The organism is Thiohalocapsa marina (assembly GCF_008632335.1).
Classification (GTDB): domain Bacteria; phylum Pseudomonadota; class Gammaproteobacteria; order Chromatiales; family Chromatiaceae; genus Thiohalocapsa; species Thiohalocapsa marina.
The window spans coordinates 196,910-216,842 of sequence record NZ_VWXX01000002.1 but is presented as its reverse complement, the minus strand read 5'-3'; the positions used below and the strand labels follow the sequence as shown (position 1 = coordinate 216,842).

Here is a 19,933-nt window from a genome sequence, read left to right as displayed (position 1 = left end):
GGAGTGCGCTGGTCGTGTGACGTTAACAAATATAGCGAAGCCCAGCCGCAAGCCGCGATTCAAATCCGTGCAAGAATCATCGGGCCGTGAGTCCGACAGAACACAGACCCTGTTGACTACAAAGATATCCGACCGTACCGCAACCCACTTGGCGTTCGGCCTGCGCTGGCATCTGCCATTCCCGTTCCCAGCCTTCCCCGCCGCACCGGCGGGGCAGGCCGCGGACGTCCTGGTCGAAGAGGGCGACTTGCCGTCGGCCGCCGGCGAGGTCCGTGCGTGCGGCCCCTTGCGCGAAGCGGGACCCGCGGTGGCGCGCATCGGCCTGCCCGGCGTGGCCCGACTCCTTATTACCGACGGCAACCGTATCCGGGTAAAACGCCATGACGGTTGCTCGGACGACGCCCTGAATCTGTTGCTGATGGGAACCGGCGCCGCGCTGTTGCTGCACCAGCGCGGCTACCTGCCGTTGCATGGCAGCGGTATCCTGACGGCCCGAGGCGCCGTGCTCTTCGTTGGCCATTCCGGCGCCGGCAAGTCCACCACGCTGGCCGCGTTGATGCAGCGCGGTTATCCCATGATCTGCGATGACCTGGCCGCCATTCGTCTCAACGACGCAGGCATGCCTCAAGTCTGGCCTGGCGTAGGCGTGTACAAGCTCTGGGCGGACAGTGCTGAGGCGCTTGGCCTGGGTACTGCGGACCTGCCCCGGGTTCGCGCCGAGCTGGAAAAGTTCATGGTGCCGACCGGTGCGAATCTCGTCACCCAGGCCGCGCCGGTGCGTGCCATCTATCAGCTCGCCACGCACAACCGGCCGGAGCTCAGCATGAAGCCGCGCCGCGATAGCGCCAAGTTCAACGCGCTGCTGGACCACACCTGGCAAAAACTGACCATCAAACGCATGGGGCTACACACCGAGCATTTCAGCCGCGCCGTGGCCGTGGCCAATGCGGTGCGTGTGGTGTCGATCCGCCGCCCCGATGGCGGCGGCCTGCATCCAGGGGATCTGGCCGACCGGCTCGAAGCCGACTTTCTGTCCTGATCCCGATGCCCAACCAACTGGTTTGGCTGGCATCCTATCCGAAGTCCGGTAACACCTGGGTACGCGCCTTTCTGACCGCCTACCAGAACGGGCCTGGCTCGGCCCTGGACATCAATCGGCTCGACGTCGGCCTGCATGCCGCCAGCCGACGCTTGTTCGATCGCGTGATCGGTTTCCCGGCATCGGATCTGATCCCCGCCGAGATCGATCGCCTGCGCCCCGAGGTCTACCGCTCGTTGAACCGGGAGGCCACACGGCCAGTCTTCATGAAGGTCCATGATGCGTGGCGCCACGCCGATTCGGGAGAGCCGGTCTTTCCGCCGGATGCGACGCGGCTGGCGGTCTACATCGTGCGCAATCCGTTGGCCGTGGCGCCCTCCTTGGCCAGTCATCTTGGCTGCTCCATCGACCAGGCCATCGAGCACATGGCCTCGGACGCCTATCGCCTGGCCGGAACCGATCGAAAACTGCATCGGCAACTGCCGCAGCCGGTCGGCGCTTGGAGCGCCCACGTCGATTCCTGGCTGGGGCAAACGGCGTTTCCCGTGCTTCTGCTGCGTTATGAGGATCTGTGCGCTGAGCCGCGTCGCGAGTTTTTCAGGCTGATCGATGCGCTGAACCTGTCGTTGGACGAACGGGCTCTGGACTGGGCCCTCGAGCAGACCCGGTTCGATCGCCTGCAGGCATCCGAGGCCAGCACGGGTTTCAGTGAACGGCTCATCAATGCGCCGCGCTTCTTTCGTCAGGGCAGGTCCGATGCCTGGCGTGAGGAGTTGTCGCCCGAGCAGGTCGCCCGAATCCTGCGCCGGCACCAGGCCTGCATGCGACGCTTCGGCTACGAAAAAAACGCGCTCGTCGACTAAGCGAGTTGGCGCGATTCACGGGCAGTTTCCATCGCTTTTACCCAGAAGAGAGAAAACCATGGATAAGACCCCAGCCATCACTCTAGAAACCAGAGTGGCACGCTCTGATCGAATCATGAGCAGTCCCGTGGACAATGCGCTGGTCATGATGGATCTGGAAGGCGGCAAGTATTTCAGCCTCGATCCCATTGGTGCCGAGATCTGGGCACGGTTAGCCGAACCGATGCGTATCGGCGACCTCTGCGAGCAGTTGACCAGCAAATATGCGGTCGCGCCGGATATCTGCCGGCATGACGTGTTGAAACTGCTGAACAAGATGGCTGCTGAGGGTCTGGTCTCCACCTCGACCTGAGGCGGCTGAGCGACCACGCGGACGATGTGCCCTAATAAGCCACATGCAGAGATTTTATGGCGCGCTCGGATCTCAGTCGCCTGGGGGACGTTGTTTGTCGTGGTTGCTACTCCATAACCAGAAACAAGGGGCCAACGCCATCGCCAACCGACTCCAGCGTAATCGCAGTTGGCTCCCCATCCAAAGTGAGCTGGAATCGTGCTGATGACGCATCTGCCGTCGGCACAGGCTGCAACTGGCTGCGGGTCGCCCCAAGCAGGAGCAGACCGTCTCCCGGTTTGATCCATTCGAACGACTCTGGATGCAATTCGTGGTAGAGCAGAACCGGATTTGGCAGCCGATAGCGCAGATACAGCCGAAGCGCCTCTGACGGCGACACGAGATGGATCGTTGCTTCAGGCGGCAGCCCTGCTCTGGCCTGCTGCAGGGCCCTGATCTGGAGCGATTGAGCACCGAGATCCACGACCCTGTCCGCCGACGGCGTTCCGGCATAGAGGCGCTGAGTGTCAAGCAGTCGCTGCCATAGCTCGAATTGCCAATGCGCATCCGCAAGCAACCACGCGACACCCAGAACCGTGAACCAGCCAGCCCTTGGCAGCGCCCTGGCAAGGGGAATCCGGTGGTACAGACGCCAGGCGAGCAGGAACAGCAACGACAGCCCCACCCACGCAGCGAGCACCGCATTCGGGCTGATCGGCGCATTGGGGCGATAGCCGGCGGTGAGATTGATGCTCGACTGGATCCAACCCTGGTGCCATGTCCAATCCGCGAATAGCCGGCGGTAGAAATTCACGAAAGTCGCTTCGCCCGCGCTCAGGGTGACGCCACCGAATGTAGTGCCCTTGAGCGCTGAACCGCTGAAACCGAGACCGATCGCACCGATCCGCGCGGGCCAGTCGGACAACTGCGCCAACTCAACGGGCGCAGCCGGGTCTTGTAGCGCCTGCTTTCCGGTCAGCGTGCGCGAGCCCGCTGGAGCCCAGTACAGCATGACGTCGGGCGTAGCACTTGCCCCCCCGAGCTCGATTTCGAGCTGCCGCAGGCGATCGGCATTGGTGGTGCTGCGGAAAACCGCCAGAAGCACGACCCGCCCGCGACCCGACGGGGCCTGAATTTGCCACTCGTCGCCTAGCCGCGTCGCATGCCCCTCGACGAGCCGAAAGGCCTCAGCGGGTATGACCGCACGCTCTTCGCTGTGGCTGGCAACAATCGGCAACAGCACCACGATGTTGATGGTTGCCAGCAATGCACACGAGGCGAGCTGGAGCAGGAACTGGCGGCCGGCCCCTGTCGGGGGAAGATCGGAGCTTTTTGTCATCATGACAGGTAGTGTACCCTCTTGGAAAAGCGTATGTGTCCGGCGTTCGAGATATCGGGGCGCGTGGCCTGCGCCCCGCCGCAGGGAGCGGCGCAACTCGTGCTCGTGCTATCCGAGGCAGCGCGGCATAGCAATCGGAAAACACCGCAAGGCAAACAGGGAGCCACATCATGTTGGTAGCGCTGAAGATGTTTCTCGCCCTTGGAGTGCCCTGGCTAGCCGGGATCACCATGATATCGGCGCTGTGGTCCAAAGCCTCGGTTGGTCGTGTTGCAGCCGTCCTTGGCTATGGCTATTTCCTGGGAATCGTTCTCGCGGTCCTGTTGCTGCTGGCGCTGGACCATCTCCTTGGTGGCTGGCATTACCTGCTGGTCCAGTGCCTCCTGGCGTCCATCGCGCTCGGGGCGGGCATCCGGTTCCGTCACTGGCTGCCGTTGCCACCCTCGCCAGAACAACTTTTGTCGGCAACCGGACGCATCTGGGCACAATCGTCGATCCCGGTTCGGGTCATCGCCGGGGGCGTCATTGTGCTCGTTGTCGGGCGATTCGCGGTCTACCTGCTGCAGGTTCTGTGGATGCCCGTGTTCGCCTGGGATGCCTGGGCCACCTGGAGCCATATCGCCAAGACGCTCTTCGAAGCCGATGGTCTATCCTTCGTCACCTCGGACGAACGATTCCTGACCTCTTCACTGATTCCGCTTGCTCAGGTATGGCAGGCACTGGCGCTTGGGCGCTGGGATGAGTCGCTGGTAAATCTTCCATGGTGGGTCGCCGGGCTCGCGCTACCCCTCGCGCTATACGGCCAGCTGAGAGGCGCTGGCGTCGACCGGCTCCCGTCCCTAATTTTCGTGTACGTGCTTGTTGCGCTGCCGATGTACGGCGTCCATGTCATGCTGGGCGGGTATTTCGAGCTTTGGCTGTCGGCGTTCATCGCGCTCGCGGTCATGGCCGGGTACCACATCGCGGCCGGACTGAACCGCCGTCAATGGCTCTTGTTTCTCATCTGCGTTGCGATCATCCCCTTCCTGGATCGGCACACCATCATCCATGCGGCGATTCTGCTTGGCGCCTTCATGACCGGAGCAATTTCAGGACGGTGGCTGGCGGCCCTCGCCGCCGGTGGCGCTATCCTGCTGCTCGCGTGGATCTACACCCTAGGCATCGATCTCCCTCTACCCAAGGAAGGGCGAATCATCGTAAACAGCGAGACCTTCTATTTCTCCCGGGTCGGCTCCTTTTCGCAAGCACCGGCATGGGGTGCGCTTTGGCAACGACTCATGGCGGACGGCACCTGGCTGCTACTCTGGTTCATCGCGCCATGGGTGATCATCCTCGGCGTGCTGCGCTTTCCCGAGCCCGGCCACAGATTGGTTGGAATCTCCGTCATCACCATTCTGGCGCTGGTGTTGGCAGTGAACCTGTTCACGAAGGAACAGATCAACCTGGTGAACGGAACAGGGATCAATCGGCACCTGCTCGCCATTGTTCCCGCTCTTCTGTTCTGGGTGGCATTGGTCTTGGGCTTAAGAGCGACCGGGGCGACATGTCCGGACGACGGACAGACGCGTGGGCTGTCGTGGCCGCGAGTCAGCCGAAGCATTAAGTGGCGCGCGGGAAAATCTGAATAGGCCAGCAGTTCCCGATGGCGCAGGTTACCAGACACCAGAGCCGCTCATCCTCGCATGTCTGATACCATTCCCGTTCAAGGCCCATCGCGCCATGACGACGGCAAAGTCGAATCCGCGGTTGCAGTTGGCTCGGGATCTTGTCTGCCCGACCGACCAGGGCGTCTTTCTGACCGGCAAGGCGGGCGCTGGAAGGACGACCTTTCTGCACGCGCTGCAACAGGCAGCGCCCAAGCGCATGATCGTCACCGCCACCACCGGCGTGGCGGCGATCAATGCCGGTGGTGTGACGCTGCATTCCTTCTTGCGAGTCCCGTTCGGCCCCTTCATTCCCGGCGGCGAGGACGAGCGTCAGGCCGCGTATCGCCGCTATAGCCGGCAGAAGCGCGACATCTCCACTCTGCGCGGGATTGAGTCATGGAACTGCTTGTGCTGCTGCTGTTGATCCTGCTGAACGGCGTCTTCGCCATGTCCGAGATCGCCGTGGTCTCCGCCCGCCGCCCGCGACTGCTGGGGATGGCGGACCAGGACAAGGCCGGGGCACGGGCGGCCGTCGAACTGCAGGAGCAGCCGGGCGGATTCCTGTCGACCATCCAGGTCGGCATCACCTCCATCGCCATCTTGAGCGGCGCCATCGGCGAGGCGGCCCTCGCCGAGCCGCTCAGGGTCTGGCTGTCGGCGGTGCCCGTGCTGGCGCCCTGGGCGGATGTGCTGGCGCTGGCGCTGGTGGTCGGCGGCATCGCCTACCTGTCGGTGGTGATCGGCGAGCTGGTGCCGAAGCAGCTGGCGCTGCTGGCGCCGGAGGCGATTGCCGCGGGCGTCGCCCGGCCGCTGCGCTGGCTGTCGCGTGCGGCGCTGCCGCTGGTCTGGCTGCTGTCGGCCTCCAGCGCGCTGATCCTGCGCGGCCTGGGCGCGAAGCGCGCGGCCGGGCCGCCAGTGACGGACGAGGAGATCAAGGTGCTCATGACCCAGGGCGCCGAAGCGGGCGTCTTCCACGCCAGCGAGGGGCCCATCGTCGCCAATATCCTGCGGCTGGACGAGCAGTCGATCCGCGCCATCATGACGCCGCGCAACGCCATCGACCACCTCGATCTGGCCGATCCGCCCGAGGTACTGCATCGGGAGCTGGCTGCGTCGTCCCATGGGCTGCTTCCCGTCTGTCGTGGCGGCCTGGACGGGCCGGTGCTCGGCCTGCTCAAGGTCGCGGACCTGCTGCCGACCTGTCTCGACGGGCGCCCCCCGGATCAGGCGCGCATCCAGTCGCTGCTGTATCCCGCCCGATTCGTGCCTGAGGGGCTGAGCAGCACGCAGCTGCTGGAGCAGTTTCGCGACAGCCGCGTCAACCTGCTGCTGGTGGTGGACGAATACGGCAGCCTGGAGGGACTGGTCACGCTCGCCGACCTGCTCGGCTCCATCGTCGGCGGGCCGGTGGGCGAGGACGCCACCGAGGATCCGCAGATCGTGCGCCGCGCAGATGGCTCCTGGCTGATCGATGGCGGACTGTCGCTGGAGCGGCTGCACACCGCGCTGGGCCTGCCTGAACCACTGCCGGACGAGCAGACGCGACTGTTCCACACCGTCAGCGGCTTCGTCATGCACATGCTCGGCCAGATCCCGCGCCCGGCGGACGGCTTCGAAGCGGCGGGCTTGCGCTTCGAGGTCATGGACATGGACCGGCAACGCGTGGACAAGGTGCTGGTGACGATCGATCCAAGGGCGGACAGCGGCAGCATGGATCCTTCCCCAGACGGCCGGGGGGCCGGCCGGGGACATGTCGAATAAACGGGCTTTTCCGTTTCTTGTCAGCCCCTACTCGCTGACCCAGCGCCTGGTTCTTGCGGGCCTCACGGCCTGCTGGTTCGGCGCCCTGGTGTCGTTCTACGCCTGGTGGTTCGACCCCGCCCACGTCGTGACCGAGGGCGGATTCTGGGCCATTACGCTGGTCTTTTTCTGGGACACGCTCACATCCGCCTATTTTCTCTTTTTCATCTCGAGGGCGCGCATTCCGGACACGCGGCAAGCACCGGCGGATGGCTGGCGCGTCGCGATGGTCGTGACCAAGGCCCCGGGCGAGCCTTTCGCCATGGTGCAGGAGACGTTGCGCGGGATGCTGGCGCAGGACTACCGGCATGACACCTGGCTCGCCGACGAACGCCCGGACGCAGTCACAATCCGCTGGTGCGCCTTCAATGGCGTGAAGATCAGCAGCCGCGACGCGGTGGCCGAATATCACCGGCCCGACTGGCCCCGAAGAACGGGCTGCAAGGAGGGAAATCTGGCCTACTTCTATGACCACTTCGGCTACGATACGTATGACTTTGTCGTGCAACTGGATGCGGATCACGTGCCGCAACCGGGGTACCTCGAGGCGATGCTGCGGCCCTTCCTGGACGCCCGTGTCGGGTATGTCTCCGCCCCGAGCATTTGCGACCGGAATGCCGGGCACAGCTGGCCGGCACGTGCCCGGCTATATGCCGAGGCGCACCTGCACGGGCTGCAGCAGGCGGGCCATGCGAACGGCTTCGTCCCCCTCTGCTTCGGATCCCATTACGCCATACGGACGGCGGCGTTGAAGGCAGTCGGCGGTCTTGGGCCAGAACTGGCCGAAGATCATTCCACCACGCTGATGCTCAACGCCGCCGGCTGGCGAGGCGTGCACGCCTTCTCGGCGACCGCGCATGGCCATGGCCCGCGCTGCTTCAGGGATTTTGCCGTGCAGGAGTTTCAATGGGCCAGGAGCCTGATGAACATCCTGCTGGGCCATCTGCCGCGCCACTGGCGCGGCCTGTCCCCGAGCCACCGTCTGCAGTTTGCCTACACGGAGCTCTGGTACCTGTTGTCGTCCGTGTCGATGCTGGTGGTTCTGCTGCTGCCCGCCATCGCGCTGTTCTCGTCGACGCCGCTGGTCACGGTGAGCTTTGCGCAATTCCTGTGGCGCCTCGGGCTGATCATCCTGCCGCTGCTGCTGCTCTATCGCTATCTGTGCCGACAGGGTTTTGCGAGACCCCCGTCGGCACGTTGCCTGGGCTGGGAGGCGCTGCTCTATCTCATCCTGCGCTGGCCCTGGTCGCTGCTCGGCTCTGTGGCGGGGATCGGGGATCGGCTGTTTCGCCGCCGATGGGTCTTCGAGGTCACGCCAAAGCCGGGAACGCCCAGCGCGGCGGGGTCGCCGGCGAGATTGGCCATGCCCTACCTCGCATGCTCGCTGTTTGCCATCTTGCCGGTATTCCTGCTGCACCCCGCCGACGACATGGTCGGTTACGTCTTTTTCAGCGCGCTCAATGCGATCATCTACGCGCTGACATTCTCGGTGGTCGCCTTTCTGCCGCCGGCGGCCCGGGCGCCGGCGGCGTCCATCAACGATGCGGCCTCGTGCCCGACCGATGAGTAACCCGCTGGTCAGAATCACGCTCAAGGCGCTTGCCGGCCTGGCGCTGGTGCTGCCTGTCATGGTCGTCGTTGCCTACGGCACGCCCGGGGTCCAGTCACTGCTCTGGAGGGCGCAAGCAGTCCTTGCGCCAACGGTGTCGCGTCTCAAGCATCCATCGACCAATTACGGCGTCTACGACCCGCTGACCGGGCCGGACGGGGAGCAGGCGTTCGGCGACGCGCAAGGTGTTGCCATCGAGCACGTCTTTCTGTCGTGGCTGGATCCGGAGCGCACCTCCCATGGTGCATCGCTCGATGCCATGCACCAGTACGCACGCGACCGCGGACGCTGGCTGATGGTGACCATCGAACCCAGCTCGGATGGCCGACAGGTGGCAGAGGGCGGGTTTCTCCAACAGGTGCTGGCCGGCGCCTATGACGAAAACATCGACACCACCTGCCGGATGCTCGGACGGCTGGAATCCCCGCTGCTGGTTCGCTGGGGTCACGAGATGGAGTCGCGGCAGGCGCGCTATCCCTGGTCAGGCCAGCCGGCGGACGACTATATCGCCGCTTATCGCGGCTTTGTCGACGCCTGTCGCCGGCAAATCGCCGAGGGTTACTATATCTGGTCGCCCATGGGCAACAGCGGGCTGGCGGACTACTGGCCGGGGACGCGTTACGCCGATTATGTGGCGGTGACGATCTTCGGCGACGCTCGCCTCGACATGCAGGTGGAACGGCGACGGCGCTCCTTCGTCAAGCTGTTCCAGCCGCTCTACCAATGGATCAGCATCTTCGACCGGCCCATCATGATCGCCGAGTTGGGCGTGCAGGGCAGCCCGGCCTATCAGCAACTGTGGATGCGCGACCTGTTTCAAAATCTCGACCAGTTTCCACTGCTGAAGACGATTGTTTATTTCAACGCGACAGACGTCGTCAAATGGCCTGACGAGACAGTCATTCGCGACTGGAGAATCCCGGGCGATATCTTCGAATGATCTTGCGGCGTTGCTGATGACCGCTTGCGGGCGCATCGAGCCGCCCGCGGACACCCTGGTGGTCGCCCAGGTCTCGGAGCCGCCTTCGCTGAACCCGCAGGCCGCGCAGTGCGCAGCCGAATCGAGCATGCAGGGCATTGGCCAATTGCACGGGTTTCCGCTCCTTGGTACCGAGGCCGGATCAGCGCCAGATCCCTCACGGATAAGGGATCTGGTGATCGGCAAATACATTGCGCGCGACCTGGTGGGAGGCTCCGAAATCCATATCCTCCGAATCTGGCATCACAAGGAAAGCCGGCCCAGACTCTGAGATTTGCCCGGCTCATCACCCGGCAAATATGCCGTTATCCACCTTGTTCCCCGGCGCCGCCATGCACCGGGCGATGAGGCCTGCCCGTCAGGCGAAGCCGTCGGGGGTTCGCAGGTGCCAGTCGGTCTCGCGCTGCAGGGCGTGGGCGACGTTGAGCAGGCGACCCTCGTCGAAGTAGTTGCCGATGATCTGCAGCCCCACTGGCAGCCCCGCGACGGGCTCCACCGGCAGCGACAGCCCCGGCAGGCCGGCGAGATTGGTGGCGATGGTGTAGATGTCGTTCAGGTACATGGCCACCGGGTCGTCGGTCTTGGCGCCCAGTGCGAAGGCGGTGGTCGGCGCAGTCGGCCCCATGATGACGTCCACCTGCTCGAACGCCCGGCGGAAGTCGTCGCTGATCAGGTGACGGATCTGCTGCGCCTTCAGATAGTAGGCGTCGTAATAACCGGCGGACAGGGCGTAGGTGCCGATCATGATGCGCCGCTGCACCTCGGCGCCGAAGCCCTCGGCGCGGCTGCGCTTGTACAGATCCTCCAGATCCCGCGGCTCGGCGCAGCGATGGCCGAAACGCACGCCGTCGAAGCGGGCCAGGTTGGATGAACACTCTGCGGGCGCAACCACGTAGTACACCGGTACCGACAGCGACGCGTTGGGCAGGCTGATGTCGTGGACGCTGGCCCCGAGCCGCCGGTAATGGTCGATGGCCTGCTGCACCGACGCGGCGACGCCGGCATCCAGGCCCTCGCCAAAATACTCCTTCGGCAACCCGATCTTCAGCCCGCGAATGTCACCACCCAGCTCGGCGCCGTAGTCTGGCACCGCCCTGTCGACGCTGGTGGAGTCGCGCGAGTCGAAGCCGGCCATGGCCCCCAGCAGGGCCGCCGCATCCTCGGCGGAACGGGCCATGGCGCCGGCCTGATCCAGGCTGGAGGCGAAGGCGATCATGCCCCAGCGCGAGCAGCGGCCGTAGGTGGGCTTGATGCCGGTGATGCCGCAGAAGGCCGCGGGCTGGCGGATCGAGCCGCCGGTGTCGGTGCCCGTGGCCGCAGCGCAGAGCCGGCCGGCCACCGCCGCGGCGGAGCCGCCGGAAGAGCCGCCCGGCACCCGGGTCTGGTCCCACGGGTTGCGCACCGGGCCGTAGAAGCTGGTCTCGTTGCTCGAGCCCATGGCGAACTCGTCCATGTTGGTCTTGCCCAGCACCACCGCGCCGGCGGCGCCCAGCCGCTCGACAACGGTGGCGTCGTAGGGCGCGATGAAGTTGTCGAGCATGCGCGAGCCGCAACTGGTGCGGATGCCGTTGGTGCAGAAGATGTCCTTGTGGGCAATGGGAATGCCCGTCAGCGGGCCGGCGTCACCGGCATCGAGGCGCGCATCGGCGGCGTCGGCGGCCGCCAGGGCCGCGTTTGCCGCCACGGTGATATAGCTGTTCAGGCCGGGATCCAGCCGTGCGATGCGCTCCAGGTAGTGCTGCGTCAGCTCGCGGCTGGAGAAGGTCCTGGCGCGCAAGCCGGCGGCGAGTTCGGCGATGGTCTTGTGATGCATGAGAGAGGACGGTCGGAAGCTGGATCCAAGTCTGGATCGGGATGGTGATCGGGCCAGCGATCTGGGCCAGCGATCTGGGCCAGCGATCTGGGCAGGCTCCGGGGCCCGTACCAGGGGCTGGGTCAGGACCCAGTCGGAGCCGAGTCGGCGCCGGGGGTCACTCGATCACCTTGGGTACCAGATAGAGCCCGCCTTCGGTGGCCGGCGCGATCTGCTGGAAGTGCTCGCGCTGGTTCGACTCGGTGACCCGGTCCGGCCGCAGCCGCTGGGCCATGTGCAGCGGATGCGCCATGGGTTCCACACCTGACGTGTCCGCGGCGTTCATCTGCGCCACCAGGTCGAGGATGCTGCTGAGCTCGCTCGCGTAATGGTCCAGGGCGTCATCGTCCACCGCCAGGCGGGCCAGGTGGGCAATCTTGGCGACGTCGGTCTTGTCCAGTGCCATGCAGGTGCTCCCGCAAAAAATCCGAAACTCAACCCGCAAACTTATCACATCCGCCGCGTCGGAAAAATGCCGCCTTGCCCTGCATCGGCCGCATTGATAGATTAGTGCAATCACCCATTGCATCAGGGTTTTCCGGTCCGGCATCCGGGCCGCCACGAACGCCTGACGGGGCGCAACGGGTCGACATCGGCGTGACGGCAGTGCCAGGACGCCCTTCATTCCTGTTCGGGGTAACACGTTGATGTTCTTCAGACGCATTCGGGGGCTGTTCTCCAACGATCTGTCGATCGACCTGGGAACGGCCAACACCTTGATCTATGCCCGCGGCCAGGGCGTGGTGCTGAACGAACCGTCCGTGGTGGCGATCCGCCAGGACAACGAGAGCGGACGCAAGTCCGTGGCCGCGGTGGGCGAGGCGGCGAAGCAGATGCTCGGGCGCACGCCGCAGAACATCACCGCCATCCGCCCGATGAAGGACGGCGTCATCGCCGACTTCACCGTCACCGAGAAGATGCTGCAGTACTTCCTGCACAAGGTGCATCAGACGCGGATGATCCGCCCCAGCCCGCGGGTGCTGGTCTGCGTACCCTGCGGCTCGACCCAGGTGGAGCGGCGCGCCATCAAGGAGTCTGCCGCCGGCGCCGGCGCGCGCGAGGTCTATCTCATCGACGAGCCCATGGCCGCGGCCGTCGGCGCCGGACTGCCGGTTCACGAGCCTCGCGGCTCCATGGTGCTGGACATCGGTGGCGGCACCTCCGAGGTGGCGGTGATGTCACTGAACGGCATCGTCTTCTCCAACTCCGTGCGCATCGGCGGCGATACCTTCGACGACGCCATCATCAGCTATGTCCGCCGCAACTACGGCACCTTCATCGGCGAGGCGACGGCGGAGCGCATCAAGCACCGGATCGGCTCGGCGTTCCCCGGCAACGAGGTGCTGGAGATCGAGGTCAAGGGGCGCAACCTGTCCGAGGGCATGCCGCGCAGCTTCACGCTGAACAGCAACGAGATCCTGGAGTCACTGCAGGAGCCGCTGATGGGCATCGTCATGGCGGTCAAGCAGGCGCTGGAACAGACGCCGCCGGAGCTTGGCGCCGACGTGGCCGAGCGCGGCATCGTGCTCACCGGCGGCGGCGCCCTGCTGCGGGATTTCGACCGCCTGATCGCCGAGGAGACCGGCCTGCCGGTGGTGGTCGCCGAGGATCCGCTGACCTGTGTCGCCCGGGGCGGTGGCAAGGCCCTGGAGATGATCGGCCAGCGCGGCATCGACCTCTTCTCCAGCGACTAGCGGAGCACGCCCGGACGGCCGCCCGCGGCTGGCCGGCGGGGAGGCGAGGCGCCATCAAACCCCTGTTCGTCACCGGTCCGTCGCACGCCGCGCGGCTGGCGCTGGCGCTGCTGCTGTCACTGACACTGATGGTGATCGACAGCCGCTGGCCGGCCCTGGAGTCGCTGCGCGCCGGCCTGTCCGTGGCACTGTACCCGGTGCATTACCTGGCGGCGCTGCCGTCGCGGCTGGTCCGCGCCGTAGACGGGCGGCTAGCCACCGAGGCGGAACTGCGCGCACGCAACGCGCAGCTGGAACAGGAAAACCTGGCACTCAAGGGCCGCCTGCAGACCTTCGACTGGCTGCAGTCGGAAAACCGCCGGCTGCGCGACCTGCTGGACTCGTCGCGCAAACTGCGTCAGCGCGTGCTGGTTGCCAGACTGCTGGAGGTGGACCTGGATCCCTACCGCCAGCAGGTGCTGGTGGACAAGGGCTCCGTCGCCGGTGTCTTCGTCGGCCAGCCGGTGCTGGACGCCGACGCAGTGATGGGCCAGGTGATCCGCACCAGCCCGTTGACGTCGACGGTGCTGCTGATCACCGATGCCGCCCACTCGCTGCCGGTGCAGATCGACCGCAACGGCCTGCGCAGCATTGCCGAGGGCAGCGGGCTGGTGGACCGGCTGTACCTGCCGCACCTGCCGAAGAACGCCGACGTGCGCAGCGGCGACCTCCTCATCACCTCCGGCCTCGGCGGCGTGTTTCCACCCGGCTACCCGGTGGCGCGGATCACCGAGGTGCGTCACGACCCCGGCAACCCATTCGCCACCGTCATGGCCGAGCCCACCGCGCGCCTGGATCGCAGTCACGAGGTGCTGCTGGTATGGAGCCGGGCGGCAGCTGCCACCGGGCAGGCAACGCCGTGAGCACGCGTTCGGGCACGGCCAGGCTCGCCATCGTCGGCTCACTGCTGGCGGCACTGGTGCTGAGCATCCTGCCCCTGCCCTGGTGGGCCGCCCCCTACAGGCCGCAATGGGTCGCCCTGGTGCTGATCTTCTGGTGCTTCAACGCCCCGGACAGGGTCGGCGTGCTCTGGGCCTTCGTCACCGGCATCGCGCTCGACGTCCTGTCGGGGTCGCTGCTCGGCCAGCATGCCCTGGGCCTGTCGGTGATCGCCTACCTGGCGCTGCAGTTGCGCCGGCGCGTGCTGCCCGTCCCACCCTGGCAGCAGGCCATCACGGTCTGGCTGCTGTTGCTGCTGGAGCGCCTGCTGGCGCTGTGGATCCATGGCGTCAGCGGCCAACCGACCCCGTCGCTGGTGTACTGGGCCGCCACCATCGTCGGCATGCTGCTGTGGCCCTGGCTGTGGTGGCTGCTGCGCCGGCTGCAGGCACGCAGCGGGATGGAGCTGCTGGATGCTTGATCCGGCATTCCAGGACCAACGGGCAGAGCGCGCCCTGTTCCGCCGGCGTACCCTGGCCGCGGCGCTGCTGGTCATTGCCTGTCTTGCGCTGCTGGTGGCGCAACTGTTCCGGCTACAGGTGCTGCGGCACGATCACTTCTCGACCCTGTCCGAGGACAACCGCATCCGCCTGCAGCCGCTGCCGCCGAGCCGGGGTCTGATCTACGACACCAACGGCGTGCTGCTGGCGGACAACCTGCCGTCCTACACCCTGACCATCACGCCGGAGAAGACCGACGACCTGGACGCCACGCTGTCGGCACTGGCGGAGCTGGTCAGCATCACGGACGACGACCGGGAGCGCTTTCAGCGTCTGCTGCGCCAGCGCCGGCGCTTCGAGGGCGTGCCCGTCCGCCTGGACCTGAACGAGACCGAGCGCGCATGGATCGCGGTGCAGGCCCACCGCTTCCCCAGCGTCGACATCCAGGCGGAACTGCTGCGCTTCTACCCCCATGGCGAGGCCACGGCCCATGTGCTGGGGTATGTCGGGCGCATCGACGAAGGCGAGATGGCCCGCATCGACGTGTCCAACTATGCCGGCACCAGCCATATCGGCAAGCTGGGGGTGGAGAAGGCCCACGAGGACCTGCTACACGGCCAGGTGGGCCATGAGCAGGCGCTGGTCAATGCCCGCGGGCGTGTGCTGGAGCGTCGCCAGCAGCAGGCGCCGATACCGGGGCAGGATCTGTCGCTGTTTCTCGACATCGCACTGCAGCGGGACGCCATCGCGGCCCTGGGCGAGCATCGCGGCGCCGTGGTGGCCATCGACCCCGGTAGCGGCGGCATCCTGGCACTGGCCAGCACGCCGACCTACGATCCGAATCCGTTCGTCGGCGGCATCGGCCATGCTGCCTACGCCGCGCTGCGCGACGACATCGACCGGCCGCTGTACAACCGGGCCGTGCGCGGCCAGTATCCGCCCGGCTCCACCATCAAGCCGTTCGTCGCGCTGGGCGGGCTTGCCATGGGGGTCACCAGCCGCACCGAGGGCAAGTACTGCGGCGGCCATTTCCAGTTGCCCGGACACAGCCACCGCTACCGCTGCTGGCGCCGCGGCGGGCATGGCGTGCTGGCCATGGAGGACGCCATCGTGCAGTCCTGCGATGTCTACTTCTACCGCCTGGCCAACGATCTCGGCATCGAGCGACTGAGCGGCTTTCTCGGCGAGTTCAGGTTCGGCGAGCGTACCGGCGCAGACATCGACGAGGAACTCGGCGGCCTGCTGCCGTCGCCCCAGTGGAAGCGCCGTGCGCGCCGGGAACCCTGGTATCCGGGGGAGACGCTGATCGTCGGCATCGGCCAGGGGGCCTTTCTCGCGACACCGCTGCAACTGGCGGCAGCAACCGCCACCATGGCCAATCGCGGCCTGCAGGTGACGCCGCGCCTGCTCAAGGGCACGCACAGCGGCACCGGTGCGCCGCTGCAGGCTACAACGCCGCAGCAGCGCCAGATCACCACCGCCGAGCCGCACCACTGGCAGACCGCTATCGATGCCATGACGGAGGTGGTGGAAGGCCCCCGGGGCACGGCCCGGCGCATCCGCACCGACGCCTATCGCATCGCCGGCAAGACCGGCACCGCACAGGTCTTCTCGGTGGCCCAGAACGCCACCTACAACGAGGCGGAGGTGGCCGAACGCCTGCGCGACCACGCCCTGTTCATCGCCTTTGCCCCGGCGGAGGCGCCGCGCATCGCCGTTGCCTTGGTGGTGGAGAACGGCGGCCATGGAGGGTCCACCGCCGCACCCATCGCCCGGGCGGTGATGGACAGCTACCTGCTGGGCACGCGCATCGCGCCCGACGGGGCGCATGCCCCACACGCAGACCCGGAAACCGCAGCCCGGACGGAGACGGCCACCGATGCCCGGCCCTGACGTCGCCTCCGTGTCCGCTGCGCCCGCCGGCGGGCTGTTCGCACGACTGCATCTGGACCCGCCGCTGATGGCCGCGCTGCTGCTGCTGTCCGGCATCGGTCTAGCGGTGCTGTACAGCGCCGGCGATGCCGGCTCCGGGCAACTGGAGCGACAACTGCTCCGGCTGGGGCTCGCCTTCGGCACCCTGCTGATCATGGCCCAGCTGCCGCCGGCGCTGTTGCGGCGCCTGGCCATGCCGCTGTTCGCCGCCGGCACGCTGCTGCTGCTGGCCGTGCTGCTGGCGGGGGACACCGGCAAGGGTGCCCAGCGCTGGCTCGACCTGGGCATCCTGCGCTTTCAACCGTCGGAACTGATGAAGCTCACGGTACCCATGGCCATGGCCTGGCTGCTGTCGCGGCGGCCGCTGCCGCCCAACGCCCCGGCCCTGCTGCTGGCCGCGCTGATGCTGGCGCTGCCGGTGCTGCTGATCGCAGTCCAGCCCGATCTCGGCACCGCCCTGCTGGTGGCCGCTGCAGGCCTGGCCGTGCTGTTCCTGGCCGGCATGCGCTGGCGGCTGATCGCGCTGCTGGCGGCCCTGGCGGCGGCCGCCGCGCCGGTGCTGTGGATGCTGATGCGCCCCTATCAGCGCCAGCGGGTGCTGACCTTTCTGGACCCGGGTTCGGACCCCCTCGGCGCCGGCTACCACATCATCCAGTCGCAGATCGCCATCGGCTCCGGCGGTACCTACGGCAAGGGCTGGCTCAACGGCACCCAGTCGCAACTGGAATTCCTGCCGGAGCACTCCACCGACTTCATCTTCGCCGTCATCGGCGAGGAATTCGGCTTCGCCGGCACCTTGCTCCTGCTGGGGCTCTACCTGTTCATCATCCTGCGTGCCCTGGCCATCTCGGCCAACGCCGGCGACAGCTTCGGGCGACTGCTGGCCGGCGCCCTGACCCTGGTGTTCTTCGTCTATCTGTTCGTCAATACCGGCATGGTCGCGGGCCTGCTGCCGGTGGTCGGCATTCCGCTGCCGCTGATCAGCTACGGGGGCACCTCCATGGTGACCATCATGGCCGGCTTCGGCATCATCATGTCCCTTGCCACGCACCCCGCCTTCGACGCGCGCCCGTCCTCCGCCATCCGCTGAGCCGGCGGCAAGGCAACGCGGAGCGGCCCGCGCACCCTGCTTACCCAAAATTGCTTCAAACTTAGGGAGTTCGACGCTATACTCGATATCGGGTGTAGATCTCGAACAGGGCGCCTTGCGCCGACCAGCAAATCCGGCACGGTGAGACCATGCAGCCCCTGCCAGTTCCAACCAGCGCCACGCTGATCGCCCGGCTGACCACAGGGCCATCGGCCAGACTGGCATCAGCCGGCCTGCCATCAACCGGCCGAATCGCGCTGCTGCTCGCGACCCTGTTCACGATGCCGTTCGCCATCGGGCCGGCCATGGCGGATGCGCCCCCGGCGTCCTACGAACGCGGCCGACAGGCCTTCATCGCGGACATGGTAGATCGCCACGGCTTTTCGCCGCAGACGCTCGACACCCTGCTCGCGGGCGCCCGCTACCAGCAGGCCATCGTCGACGCCATGGACCGCCCCTACGAGGGCCGGCCCTGGCGGGAATACCGCCGCCTGTTCCTCACGCCGGAACGCATCCAGGGCGGCATCCGCTTCCGGCGCGCCAACGCCGATCTGCTGCAACAGGCGCAGACCACCTACGGCGTGCCGGCGGAGATCATCACCGCCATCATCGGCGTCGAGACCAACTACGGCCGCAATCTCGGCCGGCACCGCGTACTGGATGCCCTGACCACCCTGGGCTTCTCCTATCCACGCCGGGCGGAGTTCTTTCGCGGTGAGCTGGAACAGTTGCTGCTGCTGTCCCGCGACGAGGGGCTGGACCTGACCGACGCCCTGGGCTCCTATGCCGGTGCCCTGGGCAAACCGCAGTTCATCCCCTCGAGCTACCGCAACTATGCGGTGGATTTCGATGGCGACGGTCGCCGCGACCTGTGGCAGAGCGATGCCGACGTGATCGGCAGCGTCGGCAGTTATCTTGCCCGCCACGACTGGCAGCCCGGCGCCCCCATCGCCGTGCCGGCGCGGCTGCGGGACATGCCGCCCGCGGGCATCACCATGGTCGACAAGCGTCCGCTGGCGCCACAGACCACCCTGGCCCGCCTGGCCGAGGCCGGCGTGCAGCCGCTTGCCATCGATGCCGGGGCCGGCACCGACACCGGCAATGACGCCGATGCCGGCGCCGCGTTCGCCCCGGACCGGCGGGCCACCCTGATCGAACTCGACGGCGACGGGCCGGAATACTGGCTCGGCTTCGACAACTTCTACGCCATCACCCGCTACAACCATAGCAATCTCTACGCCATGGCAGTGCTGCAACTCAGCCGCGCCATTGCGCAGGCGGGCGGCGAATGACCAACACGCCGGGGAAGGGGGAAACGATGAACAGGACGACATCGGGGCGCAGGGCGTCCCTGTCCGCCGCCATGGGCCTGACCCTGCTGGCATCCGCCACGCTGCTGCTGAGCGGCTGTGGCAGCAGCCCGTCGAAGTCGGAGGCGGGTACAGCGACCGGCGGCAGTGACATACCGGACGCCGTACCCCGGGTGGAACCCAAGTCGAAGTACGGCAACATGAAATCCTATGTCGTCTTCGGCAAGACCTACCACACCAAGGCCAGCAGCCGTAACCATGTGGAGCGCGGCGTCGCCTCCTGGTACGGCACCAAGTTCCATGGCCGCAAGACCTCCAGCGGCGAGCCCTACGACATGCACCGCATGACCGCGGCGCACAAGACGCTGCCGCTGCCGAGCTATGTGCGCGTCACCAACCTGGAGAACGGGCGCAGCGCCGTGGTGCGGGTGAACGATCGCGGACCCTTCGTCGACGACCGCATCATCGACCTGTCCTACGCTGCCGCCCGCAAGCTGGGGGTGGACAAACAGGGCATTGCGAGGGTCGAGGTGACATCCATCGACCCTCGTGACCACGGCGGCAAGCCGCCGAAGACCCTGACCGCGTCCACCGGCACGCAGCCACGGCCGGCCATTGCCTCGACCCGCCCGACGCCGCCAGCCAGCCCGGTCGCCGGCCCGATCACCAGCCCGGCAGGGAGCCCGGCGAGCAGATCCACCGAAGCCGCTTCCAGCCTCACCCCGGCGGTGGTCTCGACGGCCGATTCGGCCGGGTCCGCGACGGGGCCGTCCATGGCCGATCGCGGCCTCTATCTGCAGGTCGGCGCCTTCGGCGCCCGCAACAACGCCGAGCAACTACGTCGCCGCCTGACCTCGCTGCTGCCGGACCCGGTGCAATTGCGCGAGGACAGGCCGCAGCCAACAGGCTCCGCCACGGCGCTGTACAAGGTGCGCGTCGGCCCGGTGCCGACGCACACCGACGCGTTGGCGCTGTCGCGCAAGCTGTCCGCCCTCGGCCTGGGCGAGCCTATGCTGGTGCAGGAGTGAAGC

The 19,933-nt window shown here is 66.7% G+C and carries 19 protein-coding genes; 16 read left to right on the top strand and 3 right to left on the bottom strand.

All coding sequences use genetic code 11. The features are described 5' to 3' along the window. Positions 1–112: 112 nt before the first annotated feature. The 3 genes from F2Q65_RS02450 to F2Q65_RS02440 are packed head-to-tail and all read left to right on the top strand — an operon-like array spanning position 113 to position 2,254. On the top strand, positions 113–1,039 hold the full coding sequence (locus tag F2Q65_RS02450) for a phosphoenolpyruvate carboxykinase (ATP) (protein WP_150090050.1): 927 nt from the start codon (positions 113–115) through the stop codon (positions 1,037–1,039). A 5-nt stretch (positions 1,040–1,044) separates the two neighbouring features. Continuing rightward, entirely contained in the window at positions 1,045–1,902 is an 858-nt protein-coding gene (locus F2Q65_RS02445) for a sulfotransferase domain-containing protein (protein WP_150090048.1), read from the top strand. 58 nt (positions 1,903–1,960) lie between these two features. Beyond that, entirely contained in the window at positions 1,961–2,254 is a 294-nt protein-coding gene (locus F2Q65_RS02440) for a PqqD family protein (protein WP_150090046.1), read from the top strand. 106 nt (positions 2,255–2,360) lie between these two features. Here the strand turns inward: F2Q65_RS02440 and F2Q65_RS02435 are convergent, their stop codons facing one another. Further along, a complete protein-coding gene (locus F2Q65_RS02435; RefSeq protein WP_150090044.1) occupies positions 2,361–3,575 on the bottom strand; it encodes a hypothetical protein in 1,215 nt (404 codons plus the stop codon). Between the two features lie 167 nt (positions 3,576–3,742). Between F2Q65_RS02435 and F2Q65_RS02430 the strand changes: the two genes are divergently transcribed. The 6 genes from F2Q65_RS02430 (at position 3,743) to F2Q65_RS02405 (ending at position 9,877) form a co-directional block, all read left to right on the top strand. Beyond that, positions 3,743–5,200, top strand: coding sequence for a hypothetical protein (locus F2Q65_RS02430; protein ID WP_150090042.1), 1,458 nt, complete (start codon positions 3,743–3,745; stop codon positions 5,198–5,200). Between the two features lie 91 nt (positions 5,201–5,291). Further along, entirely contained in the window at positions 5,292–5,642 is a 351-nt protein-coding gene (locus F2Q65_RS02425) for a DEAD/DEAH box helicase family protein (protein WP_150090040.1), read from the top strand. Continuing rightward, positions 5,615–6,979 (top strand): hemolysin family protein, encoded by a 1,365-nt coding sequence (locus F2Q65_RS02420; protein ID WP_150090038.1) that lies wholly within the window; start codon positions 5,615–5,617, stop codon positions 6,977–6,979. The genes F2Q65_RS02425 and F2Q65_RS02420 overlap by 28 nt, the downstream gene beginning before the upstream one ends. Further along, complete coding sequence (locus tag F2Q65_RS02415; RefSeq protein WP_150090036.1) at positions 6,969–8,588, top strand: glycosyltransferase family 2 protein; 1,620 nt, start codon at positions 6,969–6,971, stop codon at positions 8,586–8,588. The genes F2Q65_RS02420 and F2Q65_RS02415 overlap by 11 nt, the downstream gene beginning before the upstream one ends. Further along, positions 8,581–9,567: a glycoside hydrolase family 26 protein gene (locus F2Q65_RS02410; RefSeq protein WP_150090034.1), complete on the top strand. Its 987-nt coding sequence runs from the start codon at positions 8,581–8,583 to the stop codon at positions 9,565–9,567. Before F2Q65_RS02415 ends, F2Q65_RS02410 begins: the two co-directional genes overlap by 8 nt. 10 nt (positions 9,568–9,577) lie before the next feature. Beyond that, on the top strand, positions 9,578–9,877 hold the full coding sequence (locus tag F2Q65_RS02405; protein ID WP_150090032.1) for a type II toxin-antitoxin system RelE/ParE family toxin: 300 nt from the start codon (positions 9,578–9,580) through the stop codon (positions 9,875–9,877). A gap of 87 nt (positions 9,878–9,964) precedes the next feature. Here F2Q65_RS02405 and gatA read toward each other — a convergent pair whose 3' ends face one another. Together gatA and gatC are read right to left on the bottom strand one after the other, a co-directional pair. Further along, positions 9,965–11,419 carry an Asp-tRNA(Asn)/Glu-tRNA(Gln) amidotransferase subunit GatA gene (gene gatA / locus F2Q65_RS02400; RefSeq protein WP_150090030.1) on the bottom strand — a complete coding sequence of 485 codons (1,455 nt, stop codon included), beginning with the start codon at positions 11,417–11,419 and terminating at the stop codon, positions 9,965–9,967. Between the two features lie 157 nt (positions 11,420–11,576). Beyond that, positions 11,577–11,864, bottom strand: coding sequence for an Asp-tRNA(Asn)/Glu-tRNA(Gln) amidotransferase subunit GatC (gene gatC, locus F2Q65_RS02395; protein ID WP_150090028.1), 288 nt, complete (start codon positions 11,862–11,864; stop codon positions 11,577–11,579). Between the two features lie 241 nt (positions 11,865–12,105). Between gatC and F2Q65_RS02390 the strand changes: the two genes are divergently transcribed. The 7 genes from F2Q65_RS02390 to F2Q65_RS02360 all read left to right on the top strand — a co-directional run bounded on the left by F2Q65_RS02390 (position 12,106) and on the right by F2Q65_RS02360 (position 19,930). Next, positions 12,106–13,152 carry a rod shape-determining protein gene (locus tag F2Q65_RS02390; RefSeq protein ID WP_150090026.1) on the top strand — a complete coding sequence of 349 codons (1,047 nt, stop codon included), beginning with the start codon at positions 12,106–12,108 and terminating at the stop codon, positions 13,150–13,152. A 53-nt stretch (positions 13,153–13,205) separates the two neighbouring features. Further along, the gene (gene mreC, locus F2Q65_RS02385; protein ID WP_150090024.1) at positions 13,206–14,054 is read left to right on the top strand and encodes a rod shape-determining protein MreC; all 849 of its coding nucleotides are present in this window, start codon (positions 13,206–13,208) and stop codon (positions 14,052–14,054) included. Next, positions 14,051–14,551, top strand: coding sequence for a rod shape-determining protein MreD (gene mreD / locus F2Q65_RS02380; protein WP_246155929.1), 501 nt, complete (start codon positions 14,051–14,053; stop codon positions 14,549–14,551). The genes mreC and mreD overlap by 4 nt, the downstream gene beginning before the upstream one ends. After that, on the top strand, positions 14,544–16,463 hold the full coding sequence (gene mrdA, locus F2Q65_RS02375; RefSeq protein WP_150090020.1) for a penicillin-binding protein 2: 1,920 nt from the start codon (positions 14,544–14,546) through the stop codon (positions 16,461–16,463). The genes mreD and mrdA overlap by 8 nt, the downstream gene beginning before the upstream one ends. Then, entirely contained in the window at positions 16,450–17,592 is a 1,143-nt protein-coding gene (rodA, locus tag F2Q65_RS02370) for a rod shape-determining protein RodA (protein WP_150090018.1), read from the top strand. Before mrdA ends, rodA begins: the two co-directional genes overlap by 14 nt. 149 nt (positions 17,593–17,741) lie before the next feature. Further along, positions 17,742–18,884 carry a lytic murein transglycosylase B gene (mltB, locus tag F2Q65_RS02365; protein WP_246155928.1) on the top strand — a complete coding sequence of 381 codons (1,143 nt, stop codon included), beginning with the start codon at positions 17,742–17,744 and terminating at the stop codon, positions 18,882–18,884. A gap of 26 nt (positions 18,885–18,910) precedes the next feature. Continuing rightward, positions 18,911–19,930 (top strand): septal ring lytic transglycosylase RlpA family protein, encoded by a 1,020-nt coding sequence (locus tag F2Q65_RS02360; protein WP_246155927.1) that lies wholly within the window; start codon positions 18,911–18,913, stop codon positions 19,928–19,930. Positions 19,931–19,933 lie beyond the last annotated feature (3 nt).